At 40.9% G+C, this 14,263-nt stretch carries 13 protein-coding genes and 1 pseudogene; 7 read left to right on the forward strand and 7 right to left on the reverse strand.

Annotated features, from left to right (window positions below):
* Positions 1–167: pseudogene (locus IQ244_RS25360) on the forward strand (IS701 family transposase); the annotation flags it as partial.
* 13 nt (positions 168–180) lie between these two features.
* Here the strand turns inward: IQ244_RS25360 and IQ244_RS25365 are convergent.
* Positions 181–624, reverse strand: a complete 444-nt coding sequence (locus IQ244_RS25365; protein ID WP_228059143.1) for an REP-associated tyrosine transposase — start codon at positions 622–624, stop codon at positions 181–183.
* 333 nt (positions 625–957) lie between these two features.
* Between IQ244_RS25365 and IQ244_RS25370 the strand changes: the two genes are divergently transcribed.
* The gene (locus tag IQ244_RS25370) at positions 958–1,185 is read left to right on the forward strand and encodes a type II toxin-antitoxin system Phd/YefM family antitoxin (RefSeq protein WP_193899124.1); all 228 of its coding nucleotides are present in this window, start codon (positions 958–960) and stop codon (positions 1,183–1,185) included.
* Positions 1,186–1,373: 188 nt separating this feature from the next.
* Positions 1,374–1,574, forward strand: coding sequence for a type II toxin-antitoxin system VapC family toxin (locus IQ244_RS33275; RefSeq protein WP_322746104.1), 201 nt, complete (start codon positions 1,374–1,376; stop codon positions 1,572–1,574).
* 97 nt (positions 1,575–1,671) lie between these two features.
* Here the strand turns inward: IQ244_RS33275 and IQ244_RS25380 are convergent, their stop codons facing one another.
* Both IQ244_RS25380 and glgB read right to left on the reverse strand, forming a co-directional pair.
* Positions 1,672–2,418: a Uma2 family endonuclease gene (locus tag IQ244_RS25380; RefSeq protein ID WP_193899126.1), complete on the reverse strand. Its 747-nt coding sequence runs from the start codon at positions 2,416–2,418 to the stop codon at positions 1,672–1,674.
* Between the two features lie 119 nt (positions 2,419–2,537).
* Positions 2,538–4,832, reverse strand: a complete 2,295-nt coding sequence (gene glgB / locus IQ244_RS25385) for a 1,4-alpha-glucan branching enzyme (protein WP_193899128.1) — start codon at positions 4,830–4,832, stop codon at positions 2,538–2,540.
* Between the two features lie 360 nt (positions 4,833–5,192).
* On the opposite strand from glgB, the gene IQ244_RS25390 reads away from it, so the two are divergent.
* A complete protein-coding gene (locus tag IQ244_RS25390; RefSeq protein ID WP_228059144.1) occupies positions 5,193–6,824 on the forward strand; it encodes a S8 family serine peptidase in 1,632 nt (543 codons plus the stop codon).
* A gap of 77 nt (positions 6,825–6,901) precedes the next feature.
* A complete protein-coding gene (locus IQ244_RS32720; RefSeq protein ID WP_228059145.1) occupies positions 6,902–7,312 on the forward strand; it encodes a hypothetical protein in 411 nt (136 codons plus the stop codon).
* A gap of 23 nt (positions 7,313–7,335) precedes the next feature.
* Here IQ244_RS32720 and IQ244_RS25395 read toward each other — a convergent pair whose 3' ends face one another.
* The 4 genes from IQ244_RS25395 to IQ244_RS25410 all read right to left on the reverse strand — a co-directional run bounded on the left by IQ244_RS25395 (position 7,336) and on the right by IQ244_RS25410 (position 11,202).
* On the reverse strand, positions 7,336–9,522 hold the full coding sequence (locus IQ244_RS25395; RefSeq protein WP_193899130.1) for a pentapeptide repeat-containing protein: 2,187 nt from the start codon (positions 9,520–9,522) through the stop codon (positions 7,336–7,338).
* Positions 9,523–9,554: 32 nt separating this feature from the next.
* The gene (locus IQ244_RS25400) at positions 9,555–10,004 is read right to left on the reverse strand and encodes a hypothetical protein (RefSeq protein ID WP_193899132.1); all 450 of its coding nucleotides are present in this window, start codon (positions 10,002–10,004) and stop codon (positions 9,555–9,557) included.
* Positions 10,005–10,218: 214 nt separating this feature from the next.
* Positions 10,219–10,551 (reverse strand): hypothetical protein, encoded by a 333-nt coding sequence (locus IQ244_RS25405; RefSeq protein ID WP_193899134.1) that lies wholly within the window; start codon positions 10,549–10,551, stop codon positions 10,219–10,221.
* A gap of 432 nt (positions 10,552–10,983) precedes the next feature.
* Entirely contained in the window at positions 10,984–11,202 is a 219-nt protein-coding gene (locus IQ244_RS25410; RefSeq protein WP_193899135.1) for a hypothetical protein, read from the reverse strand.
* A gap of 574 nt (positions 11,203–11,776) precedes the next feature.
* Between IQ244_RS25410 and IQ244_RS25415 the strand changes: the two genes are divergently transcribed.
* Entirely contained in the window at positions 11,777–12,394 is a 618-nt protein-coding gene (locus tag IQ244_RS25415) for a hypothetical protein (RefSeq protein ID WP_193899137.1), read from the forward strand.
* Between the two features lie 30 nt (positions 12,395–12,424).
* A complete protein-coding gene (locus IQ244_RS25420) occupies positions 12,425–14,263 on the forward strand; it encodes a peptidoglycan D,D-transpeptidase FtsI family protein (RefSeq protein ID WP_193899139.1) in 1,839 nt (612 codons plus the stop codon).

The raw sequence follows: 14,263 nt of genomic DNA on the forward strand, positions 1-14,263 counted from the left end.
GATGGAAGAATACTTTAAATAATCTTCGTTTAATTGTTCAACCTCTTTTATTATTTTGGTTGATTTATCCCTGGCTAAATGTTTTTCCCAATTCCGATTTATTGCTTGGATTTAATCACCTAATTTTTACAATGAACCAATTTAAACCTTTTTTCTCTTCTGGATAATTTCATTTATTTACTACTTGCTTATTTCGGAAAGTGACAGAAGAGGGTTATAGTGAATATAATCTAAATGCCTATGTAAATCATGCTCATCGAAAATTGTATGCTCCCAAAAGCGACGTTGCCAAACATCACTTTCTCGGTGCTTACGACGAGAAGCCGAAACATCTTGTGATAATGAGCGTTTTCCCCGTAAAGAGCGTGTAAATAACACTTTGAATCGAGATACTCTTTGAGAATAATTAGAATCATCTGGTGGTAAAGACCAGATAAAATGAAGATGATCTGGTAAAACAACGGCGGCGGTGATTTCAAAGGGTAATTCTTTCCGCATTTTAGCGATCGCCTGACGTAAAAGCGATATATTCTCAACATTTGAAAATAGATGAATTCGCCGATAAGTAACTAAAGTGAAAAAATATACTCCTCCTGGCACATAAGAACGACGATATTGAGACATATTAAGATTTTGGTGTAGTTCTATTTTGTAGGGTGGGCAAATTTGGGATGATTTCCTTCAAAACCGACAAAAATTCAAATTTTGCCCACCCTACTTTAATGCGTAGTGCTTTTGTAGAATGGGCAAATTTGGGATGATTTCTTCTTTAACTGACGAAAATTCAAATTTTGCCCACCCTACTCGAATGCGTGGTGCGATCGCGGAGCTTGTAAGCTAGACAAATGCAGATGATATTGGAATATATTGCCAAAAATAGGAATTTTGCCCAATCTACCATCTAGTAAAATAGAGATAGCCTCAAATAGTTAAAAGACTGCGGCTGGAGATTAACCAATGGAAACAATCGATATTAACCAAGCTTTAACGGAAATATCAAAACTAATTGAAAAAGCAGTCGATGGCGAAGAGATTATTATCACCAAAAACAACCAACCAATAGTTAAATTAGTTTCCTTACAACCCCTCCCAACACGCCCTCCGCTTTTTGGCAGCGATCAAGATTTAATTTCCATCACTGATGATTTTGATGAACCTTTAGAAGATTTTAAGGATTATATGTAGTGAAATTATTGTTAGATACCCATAGTTTGATTTGGTTTTTTTCAGGCAATTCTAAATTAAGTAATACTGCCCGCATACACATAGAGGATGTTAACAATCAAAAATTAATTAGTATAGCATCCGTCTGGGAAATGGCAATTAAACAAAGCAAAAACAAATTAACTTTAGCCTTACCATGAGAAGATTATATTCAACAAAAACTCAAGCTAGAAGATTTTGAATTACTCTCAATTAATTTGAATCATCTAGCTATTATTTCCTCTCTACCCTTCCATCATAATGACCCTTTTGATCGGTTAATAATTGCACAGGCTATAGTTGAAAGAATTCCGATTTTAAGTCGAGATTTAGCCTTTGATTCCTATGGAATTCAACGGATTTGGGATTAAGTGCGATCGCTTCGGGAATCTTTTCCCAATTAAATTTAAGAATTAACCAATTTATCATAAGTGCGATCGCTTGATTTTGTGGTAACGTGGCAAAGTTCTATGTTTCTAGTTCAGATACACTCAAACCTGTTAACCTAGCTACTTGTTCTACTGTCATTCCAGTTTCCAGGAAGTTACGCGCAGTTTGGAGTAACTGGGATTCTGCTTTCTCTGCGCGTTGGCGTTCCTTTTCTTCAGGAGTGGGTAATAATTCTCCTGCCAAGTTTGCCCAGCGCAACCAAGTAGCATCAATACCTTTATAATTTCCTTGCCACAATTGCAATGCTAAACCTAAAGATTGACTCACCAACTGGTTTTGAGCATTAGTAGCGATGGGTTGATAAATACCTTTTTCGTTAGAGAATCCAGCCAAATCACTGGGATTAAAAGGGTCATACCAGAAATATTCTGGGACACGCATTTGATTTTGATAAATCAGTTTTTTCTCATTTTTGTCTGCTGGCGCTGTGCTGTCAGAAAGTAACTCAATTACGACATCTGGTGCTTTACCTTCTTCCCAAACTACCCAACTGCGACGTTCACCTTTCGGAACTCCCAACACAGCAAAAAAGTCTGGCCCTTTAAAATCTTTGTTTCGCACCTGTGCCAGACTGTAATAAACAAACATATTTCCGCCAACAAACCCATCCTCTCGTTGTTCCAACCAAGGAATTAACGCATCTATCAGCAAATCCATTTGGGTGTTATGCCGCCCACTTTCCATTGCTACACCGTCATCATAGGGAAGTTCTGCTTGAGTGGGTGGGAGTTGAATATCTGGTGCAGCTAGGGTGATGTCTGACATAGCTTTTCACCGATTAGTAATTGTTGCGGGTATTTTTATATTAATTGATGGTCAAAATTTTTTGATAGCGATCGCACTTTCCCCAATCAAAAAGGGTGGGACTATCCCCACCCTCACGATTAATAACCTAAAGCCTCAGCCGTTTTCTCTTTATCCAATTTGAACATCAGCACACCTAAAGGTGGTAAGCACAAATCCAAAGAATAAGAACGATTGTGCATTGACCAATCATCTGTCCACTTACCGCCTAAGTTACCCATATTGCTACCGCCATACTGACGCGCATCACTATTAAACAACTCAGTATAAAATCCTTTTTCGGGGACACCGATGCGGTAATGGGAATGAGGTTGGGGTGTAAAGTTACAAATCACCACGATAAAATCTTCAGAATCTTTGTCGCGGCGGATAAAGGAAACAACACTGTGACGGTTGTCGCTACAATCAATCCAGTCAAAACCTTCTCTAGCAAAATCTTGAGTGTATAAAGATGGTTCAGAACGGTAAATGTGGTTGAGTTCCTTAAAGAATTGCTTTAATTGTTGATGTGGCTCAAACTGTAGCAATTGCCATTCCAAATCAGCCCAGACATTCCACTCGCTCCATTGTCCAAATTCCATGCTCATAAACATGGTTTTCTTGCCTGGGTGAGCAAACATATAAGTAAACAAACAACGCACATTGGCCATCTTCTGCCATGTATCACCGGGCATTTTACCAATGATGTTGCTCTTACCATGCACAACTTCGTCGTGGGACAAGGCCAACATGAAGTTTTCGCTGTGGTTGTACCACATACTAAAGGTAATATTATTTTGGTGGAATTGGCGGAACCAAGGGTCCATGCTGAAGTAATCTAGCATATCGTGCATCCAACCCATGTTCCATTTCAAGTTAAAGCCCAAACCTCCTGTGTAGGTAGGCCAAGAAACCATCGGCCAAGACGTTGATTCTTCCGCAATGGAAAGCACACCTGGGAAATAACTAAAAATTAGGTGATTTACTTGACGTAAGAAATCCGCAGCTTCTAAGTTTTCTCGACCACCGTATTGGTTAGTGACCCATTCGCCTTCTTTCCGGCAATAGTCGAGATATAGCATAGAAGCCACAGCATCTACACGAATGCCATCTATGTGATATTTGTCGAACCAAAACAAGGCATTTGCAGCTAAGAAATTCCTGATTTCGTTGCGATTGTAGTTGAAAACCAGAGTACCCCATTCTTTATGTTCACCTTTGCGGGGGTCTGCGTGTTCGTATAAGTGAGTACCATCAAAGAAAGCTAAACCATGTCCATCTTTGGGGAAGTGTCCGGGAACCCAATCAACAATTACGCCAATCCCATTTTGATGACATTGGTCAACAAAATACATAAAATCTTCCGCACTACCAAACCGGGAAGTGGGTGCATAATAGCCAGTGACTTGATAACCCCAAGACCCATCAAAAGGATGTTCGGCAATGGGTAACAGTTCTACATGGGTATATCCCAAATCTTTGACGTAGGGGATAAGTCGGTCTGCTAATTCCCGATAAGTTAAAAATCGCGCACCTGGCTTAAGTTCGGAAACAATAACTACAGGCTCAGTCTCACCATTAGGAAGCGTAGGTGGTTCAGCACTAGAAGCATGTAACCAAGAACCTAAATGGACTTCGTAAACAGATACAGGTTGGGTTAAGGGGTCGGCGTGACGACGCTTTTCTATCCAGTCTTCGTCATTCCATTGATATGAACTTAAATCAGTAACGATAGATGCTGTTTTTGGCCGGGGTTCTTGCTGAAAAGCAAAAGGATCAGATTTTTCGTAAATGTGTCCTTCAAAATTTTTAATTTCATATTTGTAATGTTCCCCTACTCCGATTTCGGGAATGAATAATTCCCAAACCCCTGTAGAGCCTTTACGCATTTGATGTTTGCGTCCATCCCACAGGTTGAAATCTCCCAGTAAAGAAACGTTACGAGCATTAGGAGCCCAAACAGCAAAATAAACACCTTTCACACCGTCGATTTCGGTGGCGTGCGCTCCTAATTTTTCATAAATTCGATGATGGTTGCCTTCTGCAAACAAATGCAAGTCAAAGTCGGTTAGGTGGGGAGAACGGAAGGCGTAGGGATCATAAGTGACTCGCTCATGTTCTCCTTCTTGAATGCGTAACTGGTAGTTGGCGAGTTCTAGAGTTTCAATTGTACATTCAAAAAAATGAGGATGATGTACGGCTTGCATTGGGTATTCTTGTCGTTCTTGAGGAACAACTACCCAGGCTGCACTTGCGTTTGGGAGATAGGCGCGTACAGCCCAGACTTTTTTACCATCTTGTTCTATGGCATGAGAACCAAGTATTTCAAATGGGTCGTGATGCTGATTCCAAACTATACGGTTAACCTGTTCCTGAGCGATCGTGGCTATGGACATGAAGCTACCTGTGTTAAATAAAGTGATTAACTAAACCGACTTTTTTAATATCTATATATATTCTTTACATTTATTTGCAATTTATCGCCACCGTTATAGTACATCAGATGGGTGCAAGGCGGATAAGAGGTGATAAGCTTCAGTCCCATAAAATTATTTGTTGAGCTAGAGGAAGAAGAAAGGTAGAGATTTTGACATTTTGTGCCTAAAACTAGGATTTTCAGGCGCAAGATTTTAAAAGTAGAAGAAAGAATGATTATTTACGTAAATTAATAGTCATTATGCTGTGTTTACACCCAAATTTTTGGAAAATGTCTGTAAAATATTTATTGCATCGCTACTTACGAGTAGGTGTATGTAATGAGTAAGGGAAAACAGGCAAAATTACCGTCAAAAATCTACGCTGAAGCGATTGTTCGTTCAGTAAGTGGGGAATCGTTGTTACACTCGGCGAGCCGTGTCACTAGTGAGAATGTGGCTCAATTTTATGCGGAACCAGACCGACTCAATTCAGCCGTGCAACGCTTACAAGCAGCAGGATTTGAGATTTTAGATGTGGGAAAGACATCAATCAGTATAGCTGCTGATGCCGAGGTTTATGAGCGATCGCTCCAGACAACTCTAGAAACAGTGGAAATTCCCGTCATCAAGGAGATAGTTGGGGAAACAACAGCTACATTTATCAATGCGATCGATGACAGGCCCTTTGGTGAAATTGATACATCACAAACCAGTTGGGATCATCTGTTAGACGGAATTGCCATCAATGAACCAGCTTTTTACTTTCGACCCCCAATTCTTACGGAGTCTCCACCAGAAACAACTACAAAATATCTGCGTGTACCAGAAGACATCGCTCAAGGACTAAATGCCACTTTAGCTCATCAACAAGGCATCACAGGTAGAGGTGTCAAGGTAGTCATGCTTGATACCGGGTGGTATAGTCATCCATTTTTTAGCAGGTATAACTACAGCGTCAATGTCGTTCTTGCGCCTGGTGCATCAGATCCTTTGGCAGACGAAAATGGTCATGGCACTGGGGAATCTGCCAATCTGCTGGCCGTAGCTCCTGATGTCGAGTTAACAATGGTTAAAGCTGATGTTTTCACAGCCCCAGGTAAAGTAAAGAACGTCAACGCTGTTGCAGCCTTTAAAAAAGCTGTTTCCCTACGACCAGATATTATTACTTGCAGTTGGGGCTGTGATCTAAAAAATCGCCAATTTTCTCCCTTTAATCAGGCTTTAGCTGTAGCCATTGCCGATGCTGTGCATCGCGGAATTATCGTCATTTTTGCGGCGGGGAATGGTCAATGGAGCTTTCCATCTCAGCACCCAGATGTGATTGCAGCCGGAGGTGTTTATCTGCATCTAGATGGACTGTTGCAAGGCAAGTTGGAAGCAAGCAATTACGCCAGCAGTTTTATCAGTCCGATTTATCCAGGGCGCAGGGTTCCAGATGTATGTGGGTTGGTTGGTAAGCTGCCGTATGGAGCTTATATTATGTTGCCTGTTCCTCCTGGTAGTGAGAAAGATCAGCTACGTTCTTTAGTTGGTGATGGTACCAAATCTAGTGATGGCTGGGCTGCATTTAGTGGTACTTCAGCAGCAGCACCCCAGTTAGCTGGTGTTTGCGCCTTGATGAAACAGCTAGATTCGGGTCTATCTCCAACAAAAGTGAAGGAGATTTTACAGCAAACAGCCCGCGATGTTGTGGAAGGTGCTGGTCATCCAAGAACAGGAGGGTATCGGGCGCGTGCAGGCCCAGACTTAGCTACAGGTTATGGATTAGCTGATGCTTATCAAGCAATTCAGGCTATTAGAAATTCAACTTTTAGCAAAATACAAAATCTATCAAATCTATTCCCAACGTCTCAATTAATCACTACGCAAAGGAGCAGACAGGAAATGTATCCTAAACTTAAAGCAAAGCAAAGCTTGACGAAATTCAGATTAGACTTGATGAAATTCTGGCAACAGAGTTTAAAGACTTAATAGAGGATGTTGAACTGAAAATTACTGAAGCTAATTTTGTACCTCGTTCATCCCAATCAAGAGCGATATTAGCTCTTATGAAATTGCTTATAGATTTACCTAAAGACTTAACTCCTGAATTGATAGAAAAAAAACACGTTCTTGCAGCAGAAAGTCTGATCAGAATGCAGAGGTGTCAGGAATTAGCCACACAAATATTAATAGCAGCAATAGGAAGTAAAAAGAGAGAAATCCCAGAATTAGCCACCAAAGCTTTAGGAGAGTTTGGTGTCAATGAATTGCAAAAATCTTATAACTGCGATGAATCTAGTGATAGACAACAAATGCTAGTTTTGGATCAGGTTTGTGGGGAAAATGGAAGGTGTATTCAAGATATTAATGGAAAATACCGTTTCGTCCCAACAAATGGAAACGGTTCTATGGGTTCGTTTCCTGAATCTTACCAAGATTGTCTAAAGCGACTTGGCGACATTCAACATTGCGACTAAGGTATAATTAAAGGTATTAAAAATTAGTAGTTTCTAAGTATTTTACAATCTCTATTCTCAATTTTTTTGCTAATTTCAGCCAAATTTTGTGGAAGTTTAATTCCACAAATTAAAGCTTCTCTAATTTGTTGTTCATCGAGTCCGATAACGTTGTTTAGATTTACATTTTTGAGGATTGCATTTTTTAGTTTTGTATTTTTGAAGTTTGCAGATTCGAGATCAGAGCCTTCAAGATTAGCTGACTCCAGATTTGCATCCTGTAGATCAGCATTCCAAAGTATAGCTTTCTGTAAATTAGCACCTACTAGAGATGCGTTTGTAAAATTAGCTCCTACCAAATTAGAATTGTCAAATCTTGCACGATTAAGTTCAGCATCTTTAAAAGTTGCTTTTTCAAAAATGGTATTTGTTAGTTTGATGTCGTTAAGGTTCTTATGACAGAGATAAATGTTTGAGAAGTTATTTTTATATCCACTATTGTTCATATACTCTAATAAACCTTTGAGTATTGGAGTTGGGTGACAGTCTCTTCTGGCAAGAATCGATTCTGTCCAACCTAATATAGAGAAGTGAACAATTGTCAGAGTGCCAATTATTGGAAAGATTGCAAAAAGTGCGATTAACTTAAAAATGCCTCGCCTCTGTCTCCTCCAACTAGCTATTACAAATTCCTTAGCCAAGCTGGAGAGTGCGGTTTCTCGATAAACTTTTTGGCCTTGCATAAACTCTCTCGCATCACGCAGCGAACGACCTTGAAGAACGTATTCTTGAGATTTGTCCTGATCTACCCAGTCTTCCGCAGCTTGCTCGATTTTGCGTTTCTTGCGAAGATTTTCTTGGCATTCAGTTAACCATTCTTGCAGTTGTCCCCAATTACGAATCATCGCTTCGTGGGCAACTTCAATCATTTCACCAGACTGTTCATCTGAGAAGGTGGCTAAGAAACGGACTCCAGGTGCAGCAAAAAGATTAATAATAGCCCGAACAGTTGTGGCTTCTTTGTCATCTGCGATCAGTTCTGATAAAGCAGCACGGCGACGGATATTTTTTGTACCTTCCTCTATTTGTACCAATGCAAGAAAAATCCGTCGAGCGATCGCTTGATCTTCAACATTCAAAGATTTATACAGGCGTTGTGCTTCTCCAGCCAGTGCGCCACCTACACCACCAAGATTTTCTAGGGTTTCGGCTGGTTCAATATTGTTTTGCAAGCCTTCCCAAATTCTTGTCAGGGCAAACTGTAATAGAGGTAAAGCTTCTCGCCCTTGGGTTTGTTCTACTAAGAGTTGGACAACTGCACTGTTTAACTGATATCCAGCTTGTGCAGATGGTCTGACAATAGCGGCTTCTAAATCCTCTGGCTGCATAATTGGCACGAGAAACCCTTGCTCGGAGAAGAGTTTGTTTAAGCATGGGTGTTGTTGGGTTTCGCCTAAAAAGTCACTCCGCAATGTCAAAATCACAGATACTCGTTTTGACTGTTCTGCTGCTGCACACAGCAAGTTTCCCACAAAAGCATCCCGTTCGGCTTTATCTTTACAAAGTGTGTAAACTTCTTCAAACTGATCGACCAAAACAATTAAGGGAGACAAAGCAATGTCAGGAAAGACATCAGCAATGCGCCGCAGTCCATCATATTCTTGATGATTGTTTTGCTGGATGATTTCTTGGGTCAACTCCCGTGTCTTGCTAACTGGTGTGGGATCGTTAGTCGCAATCCGCGCCAACATAGCAGCGAGAGCTTCCACTGGGTGGGTTCCGGGTACGAGTACCACCAATCGCGCTTGATTACGACCAGGTAAGGGTTGAGCGCCTAATTTGGGGATTAATCCTGCCAGTACCAGGGACGATTTTCCTGAACCCGATGGCCCATATATAGGTAGCATCCGCACCGCAGATTTTTGTTCATGGAGATCACGAAATCTCTGCCATAGTTGTTCAATTTGCTTGTCTCGTCCAAAAAAGCGATCGCCATCTGTTTCTCGAAATGCCAATAAACCTTGATAGGGATTTGCCCCTAACTTATTTGCAGGTGTTGGAGGAGTTTCTAACTGAGTCTGGACTTGAGAAAGATAGACTGTGAGTTGACCGATGGCCATTCCTCCTATCATCTGACTAATAGCTTGTCCAGAATTCTTGCCAATATCCTGCTGAATCTGATTAGTTGAGTGAGAAGGGGAAACTACATCACGATCTGAATGATTTTGCATAGTGCGATCGCACTTAATTTATGGTTGGATTGTTAAAAATTCACTCCGCCTTGAATATTGCCGTCAATTCTGCCAATTGCCTTGCTATTAGTCATTTGTCCAATCACCTGTCCTTGATTACTGGTGAAAGTTTGATTAATTTGGACTTCTGCTGCTGTGGACTGTTCTTCTTGTAAAATTTTGGCAATCTCCTCAGCTAAATCGGGGTTTTCTTTCAGCACAATTTCTAGTTCCTCCTGAAAGACGGCTTGACGGGCTGAACTTTCGGGTTTGGCGGCTACTTGCTCTGCTGCTACCTTTAATTCCTCTTTGGATTCAACTTTTGTGCCTAGTTTCGACCAAACTTTCTTCGCCTTTTCCCAGATATCGGGAGCAATATTCTCTGCGGCTTTTTCTGCGGTTTTTTCGGCTGCTATCCCACCTAATTTCAGCAAATAAGGTAAGCAGGGAGCTAATAATTTAGTCAGAAATACAATATCCATCTATGCACCTCATCTAATAGCCGAATTTGCACTGTTTTTAAGTTTTGCAGTCAAATTAGTTTGTTATCTATATAAAAATTCAGTTACTCGGCAAAGTTTTATGCAGTATTATTGCGTTCTCCCAACTATGGGCGATCGCCAGTACAACATCATGGCATCAGTATAATAAGCATGATTATTATATAACTTTTTATACTAACTAGATAGATAATAATTACAAATCTAAAAATGGGAATAGCTGAAGCAAAGTTTTACGGATACGTAGCAGAAAGACGGTTTGCCGCAGTTTGGTGTTTAATTCTGGTGGCGGAACTTTTTGGAGTTGTGCTTGTAGTTCGGCATACTCGGCAGCACTGATGGGTTTGCCATCAATGGGCGATCGCGCATCTATAATAATCTCTGTGCGTAATATCTCTTCTGGAATATCATCCGGCGGTGGTAAGGCCATGACGGCTGCTCCCCAATGGCTAATTAACCACACACTCAGACTAGACGTAATACTCAAAACCCCCAATATTACACGCTTGGTAGATTTTACTTTTCCCATCTCATCACCCTCAAGTCAAAAACAAGCCGCTTAATAAAAGAAATACTAATTAAATCTTGCCATTGAATTTTGATTTCTTTTCTTTTTCGGGTTGACTCACCGATGTTTTTGACTACTAGTCGTGATGATTCATTAGAATTTTTTCCTAGATAAATGGAAAATCCAACTTTCAATATTGACACAACAGTGCAGAGATCAACCCGATGTTGACCTATCTCTATTTAGAGTAACAACCTCAAGTTAAAAATTTAAATGGACACTTGGTTGTGGTGTTTACCAACATTACCAGTGTCCAATAACTGCCGTCTTAGCTTAACAGACTTATGAAGTTTGCTGGAGTTGGGTATCTGCTGTCTGAGAAATACTAAAACTCCAGCCATGATCAACAACAAGACCAAATACTTGTCTTATAACTAAATTTCAGACAAAGAACTAAGGTGTTTTAGTAGGGCTTGCAGTGGGAGAAGTAGTAACAGCCGGAGAAGCAGTAGTAGTAGGAATAGCAGTAGTAGTTGGTGTAGACCCAGTATCGGAGGGTTCACCTGTAGCGGCTGGTGTAGTTGTAGAACTAGGTGTACCACCACCTTCACATGCTCCGAGAACTGCCGCCAAACTTAACATTACAGCTAAACCAAAGATTTTTGTTTTCATAACTCCTCTTTCACCAATTGTGGCAATCAAATGTTTGTGCCTTTTGACTACGATAACTTATTTATTGCTAATTGTTTAAATCCCGGTCTAGGAGATATTTAAAAACACTACTTAAGGCTGATTATGGGTTGTTGAATTATTATGCCGCAGACTGATGAGGTTCTCTAATTTGGAGATTAAGTGATTATCCCAAAGATGATCAGGCGATCGCCAAGAGTAACAAGAGTAATTTCTTTTTATCTTGTATTGCCATACTCAGAGGCAATACTTAAAATATCAAGTTATCCAATGGCGAATCCGTGATTGTACATATGGCAATACTCAAATAATGCCAATATTGGGTCGAGCTAGAGAATCATATTTGATTGCTCAACTACTGATGGAGGCAAGGAAAAGACAATAGAGAACCAATTTATGTGCAGTTACTCAACGGATTAGCATAGCTAAAAACCATCTAACTAAACATGGTCTACAGTTAGCGCTATACTCATGCAGATCCCAAAAAAGGCTATCTTAACCTGAACAAAATTAAATAAACAGACTAGAATACAGTATTTCCTATCCAAGAAAATTTATGGCTGCTGTTCGTAAATCAGCTGTGTCTGCTCCTAATACCTGGTTTTGGCGCAATTCTCAACCAACTGTACCAAGACGGCGCTCTTCTGGTCATGGGTTAGCCATGAGCAATTTATCCCCACTTCCCGATCAATCTCCGGTAGTACCGCCTAAACGTCGACGGCGTGCTGCAAAAGGTTTATCGGCTCCTGCTACCAAAGGGTTACAAGAACTAACTCCATCAAAAGTTTCTCGTGTTCCCACCGCTGAAGTTTTACCTAATTGGTTGCTGCGGTTGTACACTGTTCATCGTTACTCATCTGTGGTGACATTTTTATTAGTTGCAGTGGCTCTGGTTGTTTATGGTTGGACAGTCTATTCTCAAGAACTGTGGAATCAAGAGTTTCGTCGGTTGCAAAATCTGCAACGCAATGAGCGACAATTAACCACAACCAACGCGATGTTAAAAAACAAAATGGCGGAAGATGCAGAAAAACCAAGTGCAGGATTAGTTTCACCTACACCAGATAAAACAATTTTCTTACCTTCATCTGCTGATACTGCCAATTCTGTGCTGACTAATAAAACATCTAATTACCCTACGCAACAGCCAACTTCCTCACCCTTGGGATATTAAAGGCAATAGTCATAACAAAGGACGAAGCCGATGCAGAAGTCATCAAGTAGATTAAAATTTAGAAATTCTCGTAATCAAGCAGTTTCAACGCGGCAAAAAGTTTCTCGACAAAGGTTGATGGGAAAATTCGCTCCCAACAGCCAAGAACCCATCCAAATCAGCAAAGTCCGGCTTTTGGTAGTCTGGGCTATTTTAGTAGCAGCAGGGTTAGGTTTAGCTTTTAACTTATATAATTTACAAATTCTCCAAGGAAAAAAACTAACGCAGAAGGCACGCAATCAACAAATGGTGAGTTTGCGGCCTTTTATGCCTCGTCGTTTAGTCATCGATCGCAATACTAATGTTTTAGCTGTTGACCGTCCTGTATATACTGTTTATGCCCATCCGAAGCTGTTTGATAAGTCTAATGAAGAAATCGCCCAAAAGTTAGCCCCAATCATTGATAAGGATGCGGCTGAGTTAGTCAAAACTTTTCAAAGTCGTAAAAGTGGCATTATCCTCATCCCGGCGTTACCTGAAGAAATTGCCGATCGCGTGATTGCACTACGTTTAAATGGCTTAGAATTAATTCCTAAATACTCGCGTCTATATCCGCAAGCCGATGTGACATCTGATGTCGTTGGCTACGTAGACCTGGAACGTCGTGGTCAGGCGGGTGTAGAATATAGCCAAGAAAAACTGCTAGAACGTTCTGTGCAGAAGGTGCGGTTAATGCAGTCTGGTAATGGCGAATTAAAGCCAGATAATGCGCCAGAAGGCTTTCTCCATGCCGATGACTTGAAACTGCAACTAACTATTGATACAAGGTTACAACGGGCTGCTCGTTTGGCGCTGAAAGCACAGGTAGAAAAGTTTCGCGCCAAACGTGGCGCTGTGATTGTGATGGATGCCTTAGATGGTTCCCTACTAGCGCTGGTCTCTCAACCTACATATAACCCGAATGAATACGGCAAAGCGAAAATAGATTTATTCAAAAACTGGACAGTAGCTGATCTTTACGAACCTGGATCAACTTTTAAACCATTAAATGTGGCGATCGCATTAGAAAATGGTGTTATTCAACCCAATGATACTTTTAATGATCCAGGTTCTATTAAAGTCGCTGACCGCATCATTAAAAATGCTCAAAACAATGCTTATGGGCGGATTAATATTGCTCAAATTCTCCAAAATTCCAGCAATATCGGGATGGTGCAAATCATTCAAAGAATGCGCCCTTCAATCTACTACACTTGGTTAGAACGTCTGGGTTTAGGGCAACCTTTAGAAACTGATTTGCCTTTTGGAGTTAGCGGTTCACTGAAAACTCAACCAAGATTTATTTCTTCACCCATTGAACCAGCAACCGCATCTTTTGGACAAGGTTTTTCTCTCACTCCTTTACAGCTAGTACAACTGCACGGTGCTTTAGCTAATGGGGGAAAATTGGTGACACCTCATGTAGTTCGAGGATTGGTTGATAGTAATGGCAAAATGCACTATTCACCTACACTCCCTGCGCCACGGCAAATTTTTTCGGCTAAAACCGCCCAACAAGTTGTGGAAATGATGGAAACAGTTGTTTCTGAAGGTACGGGTAAACCTTCTAAAATTGCCGGATATCGCATTGGCGGTAAAACAGGTACAGCCCAAAAAGCTAGTCCCAACGGTGGCTATATTCCCGGTGCGAGAATCACCAGTTTTGTGGCAGTTTTGCCAGTAGAAGCTCCCCGCTATGTAATTTTGGCAATTGTTGATGAGCCGAAGGGCGAGAACGCCTATGGTTCAACGGTGGCTGCACCAATTGTCAAATCGGTTATGGAAACATTAATTCCCCTAGAACACCTACCACCAGAACAGCTAAATTCCCCAGCAGAAACACCAAGATGA

Source organism: Nostoc sp. LEGE 06077 (assembly GCF_015207705.1).
Classification (GTDB): domain Bacteria; phylum Cyanobacteriota; class Cyanobacteriia; order Cyanobacteriales; family Nostocaceae; genus Nostoc_B.

What these genes read in the sequence shown, in the direction of transcription:
- IQ244_RS25365 (WP_228059143.1), bottom strand. Translation starts at nt 624, where the DNA reads ATGTCTCAATATCGTCGTTCTTATGTGCCAGGAGGAGTATATTTTTTC.
- IQ244_RS25370 (WP_193899124.1), top strand. Translation starts at nt 958, where the DNA reads ATGGAAACAATCGATATTAACCAAGCTTTAACGGAAATATCAAAACTA.
- IQ244_RS25380 (WP_193899126.1), bottom strand. Translation starts at nt 2,418, where the DNA reads ATGTCAGACATCACCCTAGCTGCACCAGATATTCAACTCCCACCCACT.
- glgB (WP_193899128.1), bottom strand. Translation starts at nt 4,832, where the DNA reads ATGTCCATAGCCACGATCGCTCAGGAACAGGTTAACCGTATAGTTTGG.
- IQ244_RS25390 (WP_228059144.1), top strand. Translation starts at nt 5,193, where the DNA reads ATGAGTAAGGGAAAACAGGCAAAATTACCGTCAAAAATCTACGCTGAA.
- IQ244_RS32720 (WP_228059145.1), top strand. Translation starts at nt 6,902, where the DNA reads ATGAAATTGCTTATAGATTTACCTAAAGACTTAACTCCTGAATTGATA.
- IQ244_RS25395 (WP_193899130.1), bottom strand. Translation starts at nt 9,522, where the DNA reads ATGCAAAATCATTCAGATCGTGATGTAGTTTCCCCTTCTCACTCAACT.
- IQ244_RS25400 (WP_193899132.1), bottom strand. Translation starts at nt 10,004, where the DNA reads ATGGATATTGTATTTCTGACTAAATTATTAGCTCCCTGCTTACCTTAT.
- IQ244_RS25405 (WP_193899134.1), bottom strand. Translation starts at nt 10,551, where the DNA reads ATGGGAAAAGTAAAATCTACCAAGCGTGTAATATTGGGGGTTTTGAGT.
- IQ244_RS25410 (WP_193899135.1), bottom strand. Translation starts at nt 11,202, where the DNA reads ATGAAAACAAAAATCTTTGGTTTAGCTGTAATGTTAAGTTTGGCGGCA.
- IQ244_RS25415 (WP_193899137.1), top strand. Translation starts at nt 11,777, where the DNA reads ATGGCTGCTGTTCGTAAATCAGCTGTGTCTGCTCCTAATACCTGGTTT.
- IQ244_RS25420 (WP_193899139.1), top strand. Translation starts at nt 12,425, where the DNA reads ATGCAGAAGTCATCAAGTAGATTAAAATTTAGAAATTCTCGTAATCAA.